This window comes from Oceanobacter sp. 5_MG-2023 (assembly GCF_030548165.1).
Taxonomy (GTDB): Bacteria; Pseudomonadota; Gammaproteobacteria; order Pseudomonadales; family Oceanobacteraceae; genus Oceanobacter.
This window is the reverse complement of the sequence record NZ_JAUORS010000002.1, coordinates 75,688-92,091: the sequence shown is the minus strand read 5'-3', so window position 1 is coordinate 92,091 and position 16,404 is coordinate 75,688. Positions and strand designations below refer to the sequence as shown.

Genomic DNA, 16,404 nt, shown 5'->3' with positions numbered 1-16,404 from the left:
GCCGGTCAGGCCGGGCGTGTCCAGGCACATGGGTATCACATGGTGTGGGTAAGGCGTTCAGATTTCATCGCCCCGACGAGATGGGTTTCGATCCGGTCCCGTGCCATGGTGTTATCGCCAGAGAACTGGACGCCAATACCGGCCGTTTTATTTCCCTGTGCTCCCTGCGGTGTAATCCAGACAACCTTGCCTGCCACCGGCAGTTTTTCCGGGTCATCCATCAGCTTTAATAACAAAAAGACTTCATCACCCAACTTGTAGCTGCGGTTAGTTGGAATAAACAAGCCGCCTTCTTTGAGAAACGGCATATACGCACCGTACAGAACAGCCTTATCTTTGATGGTCAGCGTCAGAATACCGCTACGCCCCATATTGGCCATCAGTCTCTCCCTGGGTTGGTTACGAGTGTTTGCCACTCGATCATCAATGATTCCAGCAACAGCTGGCGATTAAAATAGCTGGCACCGGACTGTATTTGCCCTAATGTGCTGTTGATCCGGTCATGCAAGGCTATCAGTTTTGCGGGCTGCAGAGTAGATGCGTCAAAGCAGCCCAAGATGGCAGGCTCCAGCAACTGGCTGTGGTCGGCCCCCATATGTGCCCGCATCAAATCAGCACTCAGCTGCCCCAACCAGGACAGAATCCCGGTCAGCTCGTCTTTTTTCCAGATGGCAACCATGGCATCGAGTGGCAAGCTGCCGTTGGACCATTGCTGCAGTTGTTGCAACCAGTGGTTATGTTGTTCATGGCGTTGTTGTTGTACCCATGCCAGAGCCGCGATCGGTGCCATCTGGTTCATGCGTAGCGCCTGTTCAGCCACCAAGGGGTCACAGCCGTTGGCCTGCATCCAGTCAAGGGACTGCTGCGGCGATGGTGTCGCCAGTGTCAAACGCTGGCAGCGGCTGCGAATGGTCGGCATGACCGAGCCAAGACGCTCGGTTTCGAGTAACAGGAAGCTTTCGCCCGGTGGTTCTTCCAGGGTTTTAAGCAAGGCGTTGGCGGCGTTGCCATTCAAGACTTCCACCGGATGCAGGCTGACCACCTGACACGGGCTGATTTGCGGTGTTTGCATCAGAAATTCGTTGAGTTTGCGCACGCCGTCGATACGAATTTGTCGACTGTCGTCTTCTGGCTGGCATTCCATAAAATCCGGATGATTGCCTGCTTGCCACAAACGACAGCTGTGACATTCGCCACAAGCAACATTGGCATGCTGTTCAATCCGACGGGTACAGAGTAGCCAGCGCGCCGTTTCCAGCGCCAGGGCGTGTTTGCCAATTCCTTCAACACCGGTAAGCATCAGTGCATGGGGCAACCCCTGCTGCTGATGCCGTTTGATCAGGCTATCCCAAAGGTCGGACTGCCAAGGATAAACATGCGACCAGTGAGAATCGCTCATAGCCCACTCAACAGGCTGAGCCGAATCGCCAACTCGGATTGAATATCATCCAGTGACTGAGTGGCATCCAGAGTAACAAAACGGGTCTGGGTCGCCGCCAGGGCTTGAAAGCCGTCTCTTACCCGTTCAAAAAAAGCCATTTGTTCTGTTTCAAAGCGATCGATGTCTTCACCGCTGATGGCTGTACGACCACGTGCCCGTGCCATTCCAACGTCAACAGGGGCATCAAGCAGCAAGGTACAGTCTGGTTCCAGTGTGCCCTGAGCCAGGTTTTTGAGCGTTTCGATACTACCCAGGTCCAGACCTCGACCAAACCCCTGATAGGCAATGGTGGAATCCGTAAAACGGTCACACAATACCCAGGTGCCCTGTGACAGCGCCGGTAAAATAACCGCTTCGAGATGTTGTACCCGGGCGGCAAACACCAGCAGCAGTTCGGCCATTGGCACCATGGACTCGGCATGATGGGCTTTAAGCAACTTGTTGCGAATCAGCTCGGCAATCGGTGTCCCCCCAGGCTCTCTGGTCACCATTACCTCCAGCCCGCGCTCCATCAGCCAGTCGGCACACCACTGGACGTTGGTCGTCTTACCAACACCCTCCCCTCCTTCAAAGGTAATGAATTTGCCGCGTGGCGGCGGGGTGTTGGCTGAAGTCATGGTTGTGTTCCTGCGTCAGGCGATGCGGGTGAAGAAGGTGCCGCCGGTTCCGGCGTTGAACGGTAGTCCGCCTTGCGGTTACGTATCTGGTATTGGTACACAGCCTTGTTGTGCTGCGCAAACGTCGCGGAGAACACGTGTGAGCCGTCCCCGCGCGCCACAAAGAACAAGGCATCACCCTCATCCGGGTGCAGTGCGGCATCCAGTGCCTGCCGACCGGCCAGTGCGATCGGGCTGGGCGGCAAGCCATGGTTGCGATAGGTATTGTAGACGTTGCTGCGATCCAGCAGATGGCGTTTGCGCAGATTGCCGGAGAAGTCCGTTCCAAGGCCGTAGATCACCGTGGGGTCGGTTTCCAGTCGCATGCCTTTACGCAAGCGCCGCACAAAGACACCGGCTATTTGAGGACGCTCGGAGGCCACGGCGGTTTCTTTTTCAACAATCGAGGCCATCACCAGTGCCTGATAGGGCGTACTGTACGGCAGATCCTTGTCTCGCTGGCTCCATGCCTCCTGTAACTGGTTTTGCATACGCTGGTAGGCCTGGGTAATGACCGAAGAGGCTAATGCGCCACTGGAATAAACATAGGTGTCCGGATACAACCAGCCTTCGGGGTTGCCATCAATACCAAGATATTGCCCAACCTGTTCTGGCGTCAGTGGCTGGATATCCTGCTTGAGCTTGTTGGCGCTGGCGATATTGGCCAATGCATCCACCAGACGGGTGCCTTCAATCAGCCGTACCCGATAGGTGACCGCTTCGGCGGTTTCAAGCCAGGTGAGCAACTCCGGGCCAGTCAGCTGTGGCGGAACATCGTACTCCCCGGCGCGCAAGTGTTGTTTATTTAATACTCGGGCCTGGATACGTAACAGCAAGGCCGAAGGCAGCCACCCATCGGCTTCCCATTGTCGGGCTTTGCCAGTCAGGGTATCCCCCGCCTTGATCTCGATACGGACAAGGTCATCATTGCTGGCAGGTAACGTCCAGACCGCCAGGCTCAAAGCCAGCAGCAGTACTGGCAAGGTAGCGATCAACGCCAATATTTTTTTCAAAAAAGACTCTCCAGTCTGGTCTGCAACACCCGCATGACATCCAATGCTTCAGAGGTTGGGGCATAACTTGTCGTGTCCATTCGGGCCACCGGCACAATCCCCATCAGGCTGTTGCTCATAAACAGCGCATCGGCCTGTTTGATGTCATCCAGCGACAAGCCAGTGACGGTGACATCCAGCTGTTGCAGCAACCACTGCCGCACCACGCCATTGACACCGGATGTCGCCAGTGACGGCGTCAACCATTGCCCACCACGACGGATTATCAGATTGGAATAACATCCTTCTATCACCTGTTCCTGATCGTCCAGCATCAGGCTTTCATCCCAGCCTGGCTGGAATTCTGCCCGGGCCAACACCTGCTCAAGCCGATTCAGGTGTTTTAATCCGGCCAGCCGGGGCTGCCGCCCAAGCCGTACCGGGTTCACTCCAATGGTCAACCCAGGGCACTCAGCCGATAACCCGCTCCAGCGCCACTGGGGGGCATCAAACAGGTGCAGCTGCAGATTGATCGCTGTCGGTTCGGGGATGGCATAACCTCGCGGCCCAGTGCCACGACTCAGCAGCAGTTTGACCGCCGAGTAACGATCCAGCCGTTGAGGCTCGGGCAGCGTCGCCAGTGCTTGCAAGACGTCGTCCATGGTGGCTGACGGGAAGCGCAGCGCCGTTATCCCGGCCTGTAGCCGGGCCTGATGCAATGGCCATAAAGGAATACGGCCAGCGGACAGGCGCATGGTTTCGAACAAACCGTCGCCATAGTGCAGGCCTCGGTCAGTGGCAGGCCAATCGTCCTGCCACTGACCCGCCAATCGACAAAGTACCCTGGTCACTGGTCTTAGCCGTTAAAACGCGAGAATAGCAAGCTGCCGTTAGTGCCGCCAAAACCAAAGGAGTTGGACAGTGCAATCGACACATCAGCCTTGCGGGCGGTATGCGGCACATAATCCAGATCGCAACCGTCATCCGGATTGTCAAGATTGATTGTCGGCGGGATGATGCCATCCTGAATCGTCAAAATGGTGAACATGGCTTCAATCGCCCCTGCCGCACCCAACAAGTGGCCAGTCATGGATTTGGTCGATGACACCGCCAGTTTGTAGGCATGATCCCCAAACAGCGTCTTGATGGCGTTGGTTTCGGCAATATCACCCACTTGCGTCGATGTGCCGTGCGCGTTGATATAGTCCACCTGATCCGGTGTCACACCGCCATCTCGCAGCGCATTGGTCATCGCGGTGCATGCACCTGAACCGTCTACCGGTGGACTGGTCACATGGTAGGCGTCATCGCTCATGCCCAATCCGATCAGTTCGGCATAAATATGAGCACCACGTGCCTGGGCATGTTCCAGTGATTCCAGCACCAGAATCGCTGCGCCATCACTCAGTACAAAACCGTCACGGTCTTTATCCCATGGGCGACTGGCTTTTTCCGGCTCGTCGTTATGGGTGCTCATGGCTCTTGCGGCCGCAAAACCAGCCATACCCAGCGGAGAAGATGCACCTTCTGTGCCTCCTGCCAGCATCAGGTCGGCATCGCCGTACGCAATCGTCCGGGCGGCGTAACCGATATTGTGGGTACCTGTGGTACAGGCGGTCGTAATAGCAAAATTAGGGCCCTGCAGGCCATGACGAATGGCAATATTGCCCGACGCCATATTAATCACCGCAGCGGGCACCAGAAAAGGTGACACCCGGCGAGGACCGCTTTTGGTCAGTTGCTGGTAATTCTGCTCAATGGTGTTCAGTCCACCAATTCCTGAACCAACGGCAACACCGAAGCGTGTGCGATCGAGATCTTCAGGAAATCCGGCATCCTGCATCGCTTGTTCGGCTGCCACCATTGCGTATTGCAAGAACGGGTCGAGTTTGCGTGCTTCCTTGGCCGACATAACACTGGTTACATCGAAGTCTTTTACTGACCCGACAATTCGGGTTGAATAGCTGCTGGCATCAAAATGCGTTACCGGTCCGATGCCGGATTTGCCCTGACACACTGCTTGCCAGGTTGTCGCCACGTCCAGACCCATTGGGTTAACAGTTCCCAGGCCCGTTACCACTACGCGTCGTTTCGTCATCACTGTTTTCGTTTCCCCGTCTCAGACACAAAAAAAGCCGCGTCCGAAGAGGCGGCTTTCAGACGTCGCGATTATTACAGATTCGCAACGATGTAGTCGATTGCTTCCTGAACGGTAGTCAGCTTCTCGGCATCTTCGTCTGGAATCTCAGTCTCAAATTCTTCTTCCAGAGCCATTACCAGCTCTACAGTGTCCAGAGAATCTGCACCCAGGTCATTAACGAAAGAAGAAGCTGCTTTCACTTCGTCTTCTTTAACGCCCAGCTGTTCGCAGACGATTTTTTTTACGCGTTCTTCGATATTGCTCATGTTTTTTCCTACCGTTTCAGTGTTTCGAAGGTCAGTGCGACCCTAACCCATATTCATACCGCCATTCACATGAATGGTCTGGCCTGTAATGTATTTCGCTTCGTCACTGGCCAAAAAGGCAACAGCACTGGCAATCTCGTCTGGCCGCCCCAAGCGCTTGCTTGGAATGGACGACAGGATGGCTTCTTTTTGGGCTTCAGGCAAGACGTCCGTCATGTCTGTTTTGATAAAACCCGGTGCAACACAATTAACCGTGATGTTGCGACTGGCCACTTCCTGTGCCAGAGAACGGGAAAAGCCTTCCAGACCGGCCTTGGCCGCTGCATAGTTAGCCTGACCCGCATTACCGGTAGTGCCGATAATGGAGCTGATATTAATAATGGCACCGGCTTTCGCCTTGATCATCGGTTTGACCAGTGCCTTACAGACACGGAACACGCCGGTCAGGTTGGTATTGATCACCGCATGCCACTCATCGTCGCTCATACGCAGGAACAGGTTGTCACGAGTAATGCCGGCGTTATTCACCAGTACTGCGGGCGTACCATGCTCAGCAACCAGCGCCTTGAGGGCCTCACTGGTCTGTTCTGCATCTGAAATATTCAGCACCACGGCGTCGTTGTCGGCATCGATTACTTGTAATGCCTCACGAATAGCCGCTGCACCCGATTCACTGGTCGCCGTGCCGATGACCTTATATCCTTTGCCTGCCAGGCGCTCGGCCACCGCTCGCCCAATACCCCGGGATGCGCCAGTAACCAGTGCCAGTGCCTTGTCTGTCATGCTTATTGTCCTTGAATCATGGCCATGACTGCCTGGGCGCTGGCAAGATCACCAGTACCACAGGTTGTCAGGGTTTTATCGATACGCTTGTTGAGCCCTGCCAATACCTTGCCAGGACCAAATTCAATCGCCACATCCGCTTTGCTGCGTACTGCAGCAATCGCACCCGTCCAGTCAACCGGGCTGTACAACTGATCCAGCAATTTTTCTTGCATTTCCGCCAAGGGTGCCGGCTCGTTATCAACGTTGTGGTACACCGGAAATTCCGTCGCCCGCCAGTTGACGTCTGCCAGAGCACCTTTGAAATTCTGTGCCGCTGCCCGCATCAGGCTGGAGTGAAACGGGCCACTCACCGCCAATGGCAAAGCCCGTTTGGCACCGGCTGACTTGGCCAGCTCGATGGCTTTTTCAATACCAGCCATATCACCGGCAATAACAATCTGGCCAGGTGCATTAAAATTGGCCGGTTCGACCACTCCAGCTGGTTTGGCATCGTCACAAACCTGACGCAGAGTGGCTTCATCCAGCCCCAGAATCGCGGCCATGCCGCCCTGACCAGCAGGAACGGCTTGCTCCATCAGCTGGCCTCGCTGCCGTACCAGACGGACAGCATCAACAAAATCAATCGCATCAGCGGCGACCAGCGCCGAATATTCACCCAACGAATGACCGGCCGCGGCAACAATTTGCAACGCAGGACAATGAGCCTGAATCAAGCGCAACAGGGCAACACTGGACGTCAGCAAGGCTGGCTGGGCATTATAGGTCTGGTTGAGTGTTTCCGCCGGGCCATCCTGGGTCAACGCCCAAAGATCAAACCCAAGCGCTTCCGAGGCTTCTGCGAAGGTATCACCGATCAGGCTGTATTCTGCGGCCAAATCCGCCAGCATACCCACTTGCTGAGCACCCTGACCGGGGAAAATTGCGATTACTTCTGTCATATTATCAATCACCAAATCGGTTAGCTGCCGTTGTTGTAGCGGGCATGTATTGATACCAGTTGGAAACCGGTTCCAGAGGCCAAAGCACACTGATTCAAAACAAATACGGTGTCCAATAACCCGGAAGCGGCGCCATAGTAGGATTCTCGCTCGCTCCAGTAAACACCCAATTGGCACAATTTTAATGAATTTGTTTCAGGCAATCGCCTCTTGCATGGGCAAAATCTGCCTGATTAGTGCCTCACGGTCATGATTTATGGCCTGCTCGACCAAATACCCCATGGCAAATTCATAAGTAGATATATCAGATTTACCGTGGGTTTTCACCACCACACCATCAATTCCCAACAACATGGCACCGCCATGTCGAGTGGGTGCAATACGTTTGTGAATACGCTTGAACGCCTGCCGCAACAAGGGCGACACCAGCCGCAACACCCAATGCTGCTTGAGTTCGTCTTTTACCATCTGGGTGAGCCAGTCGGTCAACCCTTCACTGGTTTTCAGCGCGATATTACCGGTAAAACCATCACAGACCATGACATCCAGATCACCACGATACAGATCATCGCCTTCATAAAAACCGGCGTAATTCTCAGGCAACAAACAGCTGAGTATCGAATCGGCAGTACGGATATCCGCCGTGCCCTTGCCAGACTCATGACCAACATTCAGCAAGCCCACATCCGGCCGCTCTATTTTCATGGAACGGCACCAGGCTACCCCCAGCACAGCAAACTGCACCAGCTGCGACGAGGTAGCTCCCAGAGAAGCCCCCAGATCCAACAGCAACAAAGGTTTGCCACGGGTCGGGATTTGCGTTGCCAGAGCAGGACGATCGATACCAGGAAGTACACCCAACAAGCGGCGAGAAAGAATCATCAGTGCACCCGTGCTGCCAACTGACAACACACCTTGCACTTCACCATCGCGATACGCACACAGAGCCATCACCATGGATGAAGACTGGCGCTTTTTAAGTACTACAGAAGGGTTTTCATCAGCCGCGATACTGGTACCGCAACCTACAATCCTGATACGGTCAGAAAACTCTGCCGCGCTCCGGGTGGCTTCACCAACCCAGCCTTGCTCAACAAACAGCATCACCCTGACTTGCCGATGCTTGCCAAGCAGGTTTTTGCAGCCATAAAACGCAGCGCGGGGACCTAAGTCCCCGCCCATGGCATCTACCGCGATGGTTAACATCTTAGTTGGTGCCAGTCTCCACAACTTTTTTACCACGATAGAAACCATCATCGCTCACATGGTGACGACGGTGGATTTCACCCGTGGTTGGATCTGTGGTCAGGGCTACTGAAGCAGTATCCAGTGCATCGTGTGAACGACGCATGCCACGCTTGGATCGAGTTACTTTGTTTTTCTGAACAGCCATGATTGGCTCCTACACTATTTCTGTTTGAGCTGTGCCAAAACGTCAAACGGGTTGGGCCGCTTTTCGTTACTGATTATGTCTTCAGGCTCGGGCTGCTGAATCTGACATTCGGACTCGGGATGGGTTGGAAAAGCAGGCAGTGCCAACAGCACTTCGTCTTCCAACACCGACCACAGGTCGATCACGCCATTTTCGTCCATTTCCACAGGTTCAAGACGTTTAGGCAAATTTCTCGCCTGCTCGTCATTAAAAACCAAACCCAGTGAAAACTGACTACCAACCGCTATCTCCACTCTCCCCAGACAACGCTGGCAAGTCATGGCGACACGAGTAGAACAACTACCCACAATCATACGAAAACGTTCAGCATCTTTTTCGAAAGAAATAACGCAGTCGATCGGTGCCAGACACTGATCGACGGCTTCGTTCAGACGAGGAAGATCGGAACTGTTGATTGCTGCCTTAAACTGTTGATTATGTTCAACAAGTTTAGGTGCATCAACCCGGTGGGGTATTTGTGCCTCTGCCATAGTGCGCGAGATAATAGGTATCTCGCCTCCTGTTGTCAAAATTATTTGATTAACCAACGCCAGTATCAGCGCAGCGTAATACCCTGATCGACAAAAACACTGGAAAGCCCACGACCCATACTGGCTCCCAAGCGTCCAACCAGCTCTTCAAAACGGTTGGGCCGCAAGGTGAAGTTGACCAGGGTTTCGGTATCCAACTGTTCTCGTGCCAGCTGGCTGGTAGATGACAGGCCGTCAATCAGCCCCATCTCCAGTGCTTGTTCGCCAGACCAGATCAAACCACTGAACATATCCGGGGTTTCTTTCAGACGATCGCCACGGCCGTTGCGTACCTGCTCAACAAACTGTTTATGGGTAACTGCCAGAACGCCTTCCCAGAATTCACGCTCATCAGCACGCTCCGGCAAGAATGGATCCAAAAACCCCTTGTGCTCCCCGGCGGTGTAGCTTCTGCGCTCAACCCCCAGCTTGTCCATTACATCCACAAAACCAAAGCCGGAACCCACCACACCAATAGAGCCAACCAGGCTGGCCTTGTCGGCATAAATTTCATCGGCGGCAGCGGCAATGTAATAAGCCCCGGAAGCACCCAGGTCTACGATCACGGCATACACTGGAAAATCCGGGCGGGTTTCTTTCAGGCGCTTGATCTCGTCATACACATAACCGGCCTGTACCGGGCTTCCCCCGGGTGAGTTGATGCGCAGAATCAATCCAAGGGCATCCTGATCTTCAAATGCTTTGCGAATCCCACTGATCAGCGCATCGGCACTGGCTTCTTTGTCTGCCGCAATGGCACCTGTGACTTCAACTACCGCCGCAAATGGCTCGCCGCCAGCACTGCCCCCTGCTGCTGCATCTTCCAGTGGTGTACGGAACATCCACAGCACAACAAACAGATAGCTGAACATCAGCACCCGAAAAAATATTCCCCAACGGCGTGACCGTCGCTGTTCCTTTTGCAAGTCCATCACCAACTTGCTGATCAACTTCCACTCTTTACTGCTGTCTTCAGGACGATTCATGCATGACTTCCAATTTATTCAGTGACAACATACAGACAACTTTATTTACCAGCCGTTGATAAATGCCGGGCAAGCCAGGCATCAAGCCCGGCGATGTTATGACACATCACCAAGGGCCGACAAGCGGACAAGGCCACTTCATCGTGAGCACCGTGACTCATGGCCACACATGCCATTCCGGCAGCATTGGCCATATCAAGATCATAGGTGGTATCTCCTACCATTAACGCCCTCGATGCTGGAATTCTCAATTGCGCCAGAATTTCCTGCAGCATCAGCGGATCAGGTTTGGAGCAGGTTTCATCGGCACAACGGGTGGCAGCAAACCGGTGCCGCAACGTCAGATCATCCAGAATACGATCCAGCCCCCGCCGACTTTTACCTGTCGCAACGGCCAACAATATGCCTTGCTCCTGCAAGCGCGCCAACATCGTTTCTGCCCCGGCAAACAACCCCATCGCCACCGGGCTGTCTGAGACAAAATGACGGGCGTAACATTCTTTCATCGCCGCCATGTTCTGCTCATCAATAGCTGGCCATAGTGTTGTAATGGCTTCAGGCAATCCCAGGCCAATAATATTCTGCACCTGGGCATCCGTGACCGGAGGCAAGCCGATAATCCGTCCTGCCCGCTGCATACTGTCCACAATCCGCCCCGTGGAATCAGCCAGCGTACCATCCCAATCAAAAACAATGAGGTCATAGCTCATAACCACAGCCTTCCTTTATAAGTAGTCGCTCAAAATCTGCATTCGGAGGTGCGGTCAGCGACAACGCCTCTCCGGTTAATGGATGGCGAAACTCCAGTCGCAAGGCATGTAAAAACAACCGCCTGACTCCATGCTGCTGATCGATCGCCACTTGTGCACGATCCCGATATTTTTCATCCCCGGCAATGGCAAACCCCTGAAACTGGCAATGAACCCGAATCTGATGGGTTCGACCGGTGACAGGTTCCGCTTCCAGCAAGGAATAATGCGGGCCGCTCGACAACAACCGGTAGCGGGTATGCGAGGCCTTGCCTTCGGCATCCACCAACATAATGCGCTCACCGGACTGGCGCTCGGATTTTTTTAGCGGTGCCTTCACCTCAGTAACAGACAAAGGCCAGTGACCGTGCACCAGAGCCAGATAACGCTTCCGGATACCGACTTTGTTCACCAGCATTTTCTGCAACGCTACCAGCGCCGATCGTTTGCGCGCAATCATGATAATGCCGGACGTATCCCGATCGAGCCGGTGCACCAGCTCCAGAAAGCTGTGATCCGGATACAACTGCCGCATGGCTTCAATCAGGCCCAGATTGACGCCACTGCCGCCATGCACCGCCAAACCATGCGGCTTGTTAATGGCAATCAGGGCATCGTCTTCATAAACAATGGCTTTTTTCAGCCCCGCCAGCAGATCTGCCGAAGCATGACCAACCGCCTGTTCCTGGGGCAAACGCACCGGAGGAATACGTACAACATCACCCGCGGCCACACGAGAATCGGCCTTTACTCTTCCCTTGTTAACCCGGACCTCGCCCTTGCGGATAATGCGATACACCAGCGCTCGCGGTACCTTTCCCAGCACCGCCATCAAAAAATTATCGACACGCTGGCCATCGTTATCCGTCGTCACTTCCAGCAACGACACCTTGGTGGTATCTATTTCAAACTTTGCCATATATTCAGGGTAACCACCGGCGTGATTGCTGCAACAAGCGCCGGATTTAAAGAGAATTGAGCGTCACATTACCGCGACAGAGAATCTAATACTTTGCTGACTTCATACTTTGTTGCTATATTCCAGCGGCATTCGGGTCTTACACAAACATTTTGACCGATGCAAGTATCGCCAACATCGAAAGCGGCGAGTATAGAAGAAGAAGAGTCAGCAACAAAACTCTTCGCAAGATTTAACACGGCAGGCTTGCCAGTATAACAGGTCGTATAAACGAGCGTCGGACTTGACGGGTCAGTGAGATAGCTGCGGGCAACTTGCCCCAGCCCCGGCCAGCAGAGTCCCCGGACACACAAAACGTCCGCCAAACCTCGCCCTGTACGATCAACCATATTGGCGCCGCCCGGTGAGATAAACCACGCAGCGACCTGCGGGCGATCTCGCATTATCAAATTATGGACGGTGTTGCCGATACCAGACCACAAACCGGTCCGGGCAACACTCTGATGCAAGCCACCTCCCGCAGCGCTAATACCCCTGCCGCAGCGTGGCCAACTGCCCAGAGTGACAACAGACAGCAACCTGACGTGTCGGAGCCTCAACGAAGGCCCCTATGCTTACACACTGAGACAGACCGGGCAGTCATTGCGCGGTGCTGGCAGGATAAAGCAAAGCACCCATAAAAATTTTGGTATTGGCCAGTCATATCAACGACTGGAATTGCCATCAGAGTACGTTGCCCTACTGAGCAATTTGTACTGCATGAAAAGAATGCTGATTAACGCGACTCAACCTGAAGAGTTGCGCGTAGCCCTGGTAGACGGCCAAAAACTCTACGATCTGGACATTGAATCCGGTGCTCGCGAACAGAAAAAATCCAACATCTACAAAGGCCGGATCACTCGAATAGAGCCCAGCCTTGAAGCAGCATTTGTGGATTTTGGTGCCGAGCGCCACGGCTTTTTGCCGTTAAAGGAAATCTCCAAAGAATACTTTGCCCGCGATCCCGGCCCTGGCCGTATCAACATCAAGGACGTCCTGCGTGAAGGCCAGGAAATCATCGTCCAGGTCGATAAAGAAGAACGCGGCAACAAAGGTGCAGCCTTGACGACCCAGGTCAGCCTGGCAGGTCGTTATCTGGTATTGATGCCCAACAATCCTCGTGCCGGTGGTATTTCCCGCCGTATCGAAGGGGATGAGCGTACCGAACTGCGCGAAGCCATGAAAGACGTCACGGTTCCCGACAAAATGGGCGTGATCGTCCGTACTGCCGGTATTGGCCGCAGCGGTCAGGAACTGCAATGGGATCTCGACTACCTGGTGCAACTGTGGGATGCCATTCAACGCGCCTACAACGAAGTCAAAGCCCCTGCCCTGCTGCTGCAAGAAAGCAACGTGATCATTCGTGCGATTCGCGACTACCTGCGTCAAGACGTAGGCGAAGTGCTGATCGACACCGATGCCGCCTATGCCGAAGCCCTTGGTTTTGTGCAGCAAGTCATGCCGCACTATCAGAACAAGTTCAAGCGCTACGACGACAGCGTGCCGCTGTTTAACCGTTACCAGATCGAAACCCAGATCGAAAGCGCCTTCCAGCGTGAAGTCAAGCTGCCTGCCGGTGGCTCGATTGTTATCGACCCGACCGAAGCACTGGTATCGATCGATATCAACTCCTCACGCGCCACCAAAGGCAGCGATATTGAAGACACAGCCTTCAATACCAACCTCGAAGCTGCCGATGAAATTGCGCGCCAGCTGCGTCTGCGTGACATGGGTGGCCTGGTTGTTATCGACTTTATCGACATGCTCTCCAACAAGCATCAGCGTGAAGTCGAAACACGCCTGAAAAAAGCCCTCGAAATGGATCGCGCCCGCGTTCAGGTTGGCCGTATTTCCCGCTTTGGCTTGATGGAAATGTCACGTCAGCGCCTGCGCCCGTCACTGGAAGAAACCAGCGGCCACGTTTGCCCACGCTGTAACGGCACCGGTGTTATCCGTGACATCCAGTCCACTGGCCTGTCCATTCTGCGCCTGATTGAAGAAGAAGCCGCCAAGGAAAACACTGGCCAGGTACGTGCCATTGTGCCGGTATCGGTCGCCAGCTTCTTGCTGAACGAAAAACGCAAACTGATTGACGCCATCGAAAGCCGTCACGGTAACCGTGTTGTCGTTTTGCCAAATCCGAACATGGACACGCCGCATTTTGAAGTCCTGCGCCTGCGTCCAGATGACACCCTGGTAGGAGAGGTTTCCTACGAGCACCGCTTTGATGAAGTCGAACCGGAATACGGCATCGACACCAATCTCAAAGAAACAGCCAAAACCCAACAGGCAGCCGTTAAAGGTGTGGTTCACGCCAAGCCAGTAACCACCACCGCTGTACCAGAACCAGCTGCAGCAGCTCCAGCCGCCACCCCGGTTGCTGCCGCACCTGCCGCCAACAACAACCCGGGCATGATAGAGAAAGTGGCGTCTTTCCTGTCTGGCCTGTTTGGTGGCGATTCCGGCAACAGTAGCACTACCAGCAGCCCGGCGGCCAAAACAGCAGCACCGGCAGCCACGCCATCCACACCGGTAGCGACCAACTCCAATCGCAGCAGTAGCAGCACCAATCGCCGCCGTTCAGAGTCCTCCCGTAGCGAAGAACGCTCCGGTAATGGTGGCCGTCGTCGTCGCAACAACGCCGGTAATACCGACAGCAACGACAGCCAAACGGATAACGACAAGCCGCGTAACAACCGCAACGAAGAGCGAGCCAGTCGCCCACGTCGCGAAGAACGCCAGTCCGGCAACCCGGACAACGATTCATCCAACCGGGAAAACAACCGCAGCCGTAGCCGTAACCGTCGTCGCGAACGTCCGGAAGACAGCAGCAACACCGCGGTTACCGACAAAAACATTGAAAAAACATCCGAGCAGGTAACGGACAAGGCCACCAGAGAGGCCACCAGCACCCCGCAGGAAACGACCGACAACAACACAACCAACAGCTCGGCAACAACAGAGACCTCGTCGAACAATCGTCGTCGTCCACGTCGTGACCGCAGTCGTGGCAGCAGTGAATTCCGTCGTGAAGCGCCAAAACCAGGTGCAGAAGAAGGAGAAAAGCAGTCCATCGCACCTGCGAGCCGTAATGCCAGCTCCTCAACCACGGCAACCGACAGCAGCAATGAGTCCGGCAGTGAAGAAAAATCACCACGCCGTTCACGTCGTCGTCGTCGCAGCCGTAATGAAGATCGCCAAACTGAAGCAGCAGAAACGACAGCAACAGAAACCACAACAGCAGTAGAAACGGCAAGCGCTGACACGGTAGCGACCGAAACCGCCGCTACCGCAACCACGGCACCAGAAGCTGAAGCTGAAGCTGAAACCAAGGTTACAGAAAGCACAGCGACCGAGAGTAACGTTGCAGCCACTGCGGCTACCGACGACAAGACCGCTACTGCTGCTGCCACCGCTGTCGATACCAGCGCTGATGCAACAGACACTGCGGTTGCCACGCCGTCTGAGACCACGGACACCCCGGCCACTGACGCAGCAGCTGAACCCGCTCCGCAAGCGGAAGCAGCCCCGACGCCAGAAAAAGCAGAGACGACCGAAGAAACCCGTCCCCGCCGTCGCCGTCGTAGCCGTAATCGCTCAAACCGCGACAACACATCCGAATCTGCAGCAACAGAGCAGCCGGATAACAACGCGAAAGCCGAAACAGCAACCCCGGAACCGGCTCCGGCAACAGCCAGCGCCCCGGCACCGATTGACACTGCTGAGCAACCAGAGCCAGTCAAAACAGAAGCCAAAGAAACCGTCACCGAGACCGTGACCGCCGAAGTGACGGAAGCCAAAACTGCTCCAGCAACCGAGACAACCGCCACGGCAGAGGCGACGGTCGCAGTGGAAACACCGCCAGCGGCAGACACCACGAAGGAACAGACAGCACCTCGCCGCCGTCGTAACCGTCGCCAAAACTACCGTGCGCCGAATGATCCTCGCAACCAGGGTGACGTTAAAACCGAGTCAGAAACAGCAGCCAAACCGCTGGACACGACAGAGACTTCAGCCACCACGCCTGCAGAGGAACCAGTACTTGCTGCTGAACCAGTCGCTGCCGCTGAGGTTGTTGAGGCTAAAGAAGCTGAAGTAAAAACAGAAGCTGAAGTGAAAACAGAGGCCGAAGTAAAAACAGAAGCTGAAGTGAAAACAGAAGCCGAAGTAAAAACAGAAGCTGAAGTAAAAACAGAAGCCGAAGTAAAAACAGAAGCTGAAGTGACAGTCGATGATCCTGCACCAGCCAAACCTGTCGCAGAAACCACGACCGAAACCAACGACACAGCAGCTGACAGCAAGGTTGCAGTCACACCGGCGGAAACAACCGCCACTGACGACACCGCAACCAGCAAAGATCCGAAATCCTCCTGATTTCTGGACAATAGACGAAAACAGGCGGACTCCCCAAAGTCCGCTGGCTTTCTACTCAAAAGGCCTGCCATCGTGCAGGCCTTTTGAATTTCACCATCAATCGATACTCCCTCTCCAGCCAAGCCAGTGCAACCACACGAATTCGGACACAACTGC

The 16,404-nt window shown here is 54.6% G+C and carries 16 protein-coding genes; 1 reads left to right on the top strand and 15 read right to left on the bottom strand.

Features of this window, described 5'->3' with window-relative positions; translation table 11 throughout:
- Positions 1-35 precede the first annotated feature (35 nt).
- The 15 genes from Q4551_RS01985 to Q4551_RS01915 form a co-directional block, all read right to left on the bottom strand.
- Positions 36-380 carry a PilZ domain-containing protein gene (locus Q4551_RS01985; protein WP_303431488.1) on the bottom strand — a complete coding sequence of 115 codons (345 nt, stop codon included), beginning with the start codon at positions 378-380 and terminating at the stop codon, positions 36-38.
- Positions 380-1,399 (bottom strand): DNA polymerase III subunit delta', encoded by a 1,020-nt coding sequence (gene holB, locus Q4551_RS01980; RefSeq protein ID WP_303431486.1) that lies wholly within the window; start codon positions 1,397-1,399, stop codon positions 380-382. The genes Q4551_RS01985 and holB overlap by 1 nt, the downstream gene beginning before the upstream one ends.
- Positions 1,396-2,058 carry a dTMP kinase gene (gene tmk, locus Q4551_RS01975; protein WP_303431485.1) on the bottom strand — a complete coding sequence of 221 codons (663 nt, stop codon included), beginning with the start codon at positions 2,056-2,058 and terminating at the stop codon, positions 1,396-1,398. The genes holB and tmk overlap by 4 nt, the downstream gene beginning before the upstream one ends.
- Positions 2,055-3,110 carry an endolytic transglycosylase MltG gene (mltG, locus tag Q4551_RS01970; protein ID WP_303431483.1) on the bottom strand — a complete coding sequence of 352 codons (1,056 nt, stop codon included), beginning with the start codon at positions 3,108-3,110 and terminating at the stop codon, positions 2,055-2,057. The genes tmk and mltG overlap by 4 nt, the downstream gene beginning before the upstream one ends.
- Entirely contained in the window at positions 3,107-3,940 is an 834-nt protein-coding gene (pabC, locus tag Q4551_RS01965) for an aminodeoxychorismate lyase (RefSeq protein WP_303431482.1), read from the bottom strand. The genes mltG and pabC overlap by 4 nt, the downstream gene beginning before the upstream one ends.
- Positions 3,941-3,945: 5 nt before the next feature.
- A complete protein-coding gene (fabF, locus tag Q4551_RS01960) occupies positions 3,946-5,187 on the bottom strand; it encodes a beta-ketoacyl-ACP synthase II (protein WP_303431480.1) in 1,242 nt (413 codons plus the stop codon).
- 74 nt (positions 5,188-5,261) lie between these two features.
- Positions 5,262-5,495 carry an acyl carrier protein gene (gene acpP / locus Q4551_RS01955; protein ID WP_303431478.1) on the bottom strand — a complete coding sequence of 78 codons (234 nt, stop codon included), beginning with the start codon at positions 5,493-5,495 and terminating at the stop codon, positions 5,262-5,264.
- A gap of 42 nt (positions 5,496-5,537) precedes the next feature.
- Positions 5,538-6,278 carry a 3-oxoacyl-ACP reductase FabG gene (fabG, locus tag Q4551_RS01950; RefSeq protein ID WP_303431476.1) on the bottom strand — a complete coding sequence of 247 codons (741 nt, stop codon included), beginning with the start codon at positions 6,276-6,278 and terminating at the stop codon, positions 5,538-5,540.
- Between the two features lie 2 nt (positions 6,279-6,280).
- A complete protein-coding gene (fabD, locus tag Q4551_RS01945; protein ID WP_303431474.1) occupies positions 6,281-7,219 on the bottom strand; it encodes an ACP S-malonyltransferase in 939 nt (312 codons plus the stop codon).
- Between the two features lie 195 nt (positions 7,220-7,414).
- Positions 7,415-8,425: a phosphate acyltransferase PlsX gene (gene plsX, locus Q4551_RS01940; RefSeq protein WP_303431473.1), complete on the bottom strand. Its 1,011-nt coding sequence runs from the start codon at positions 8,423-8,425 to the stop codon at positions 7,415-7,417.
- 1 nt (position 8,426) lies between these two features.
- Positions 8,427-8,612 carry a 50S ribosomal protein L32 gene (gene rpmF / locus Q4551_RS01935; RefSeq protein ID WP_303431471.1) on the bottom strand — a complete coding sequence of 62 codons (186 nt, stop codon included), beginning with the start codon at positions 8,610-8,612 and terminating at the stop codon, positions 8,427-8,429.
- Between the two features lie 14 nt (positions 8,613-8,626).
- A complete protein-coding gene (locus Q4551_RS01930) occupies positions 8,627-9,199 on the bottom strand; it encodes a YceD family protein (RefSeq protein ID WP_303431469.1) in 573 nt (190 codons plus the stop codon).
- A gap of 8 nt (positions 9,200-9,207) precedes the next feature.
- Complete coding sequence (locus tag Q4551_RS01925) at positions 9,208-10,167, bottom strand: S49 family peptidase (RefSeq protein ID WP_303431467.1); 960 nt, start codon at positions 10,165-10,167, stop codon at positions 9,208-9,210.
- 41 nt (positions 10,168-10,208) lie between these two features.
- A complete protein-coding gene (locus Q4551_RS01920; protein ID WP_303431466.1) occupies positions 10,209-10,877 on the bottom strand; it encodes an HAD family hydrolase in 669 nt (222 codons plus the stop codon).
- Positions 10,867-11,835, bottom strand: a complete 969-nt coding sequence (locus Q4551_RS01915; RefSeq protein ID WP_303431465.1) for an RluA family pseudouridine synthase — start codon at positions 11,833-11,835, stop codon at positions 10,867-10,869. Before Q4551_RS01915 ends, Q4551_RS01920 begins: the two co-directional genes overlap by 11 nt.
- Positions 11,836-12,594: 759 nt before the next feature.
- Between Q4551_RS01915 and rne the strand changes: the two genes are divergently transcribed.
- Entirely contained in the window at positions 12,595-16,248 is a 3,654-nt protein-coding gene (gene rne, locus Q4551_RS01910; protein ID WP_303431464.1) for a ribonuclease E, read from the top strand.
- Positions 16,249-16,404: the final 156 nt, after the last annotated feature.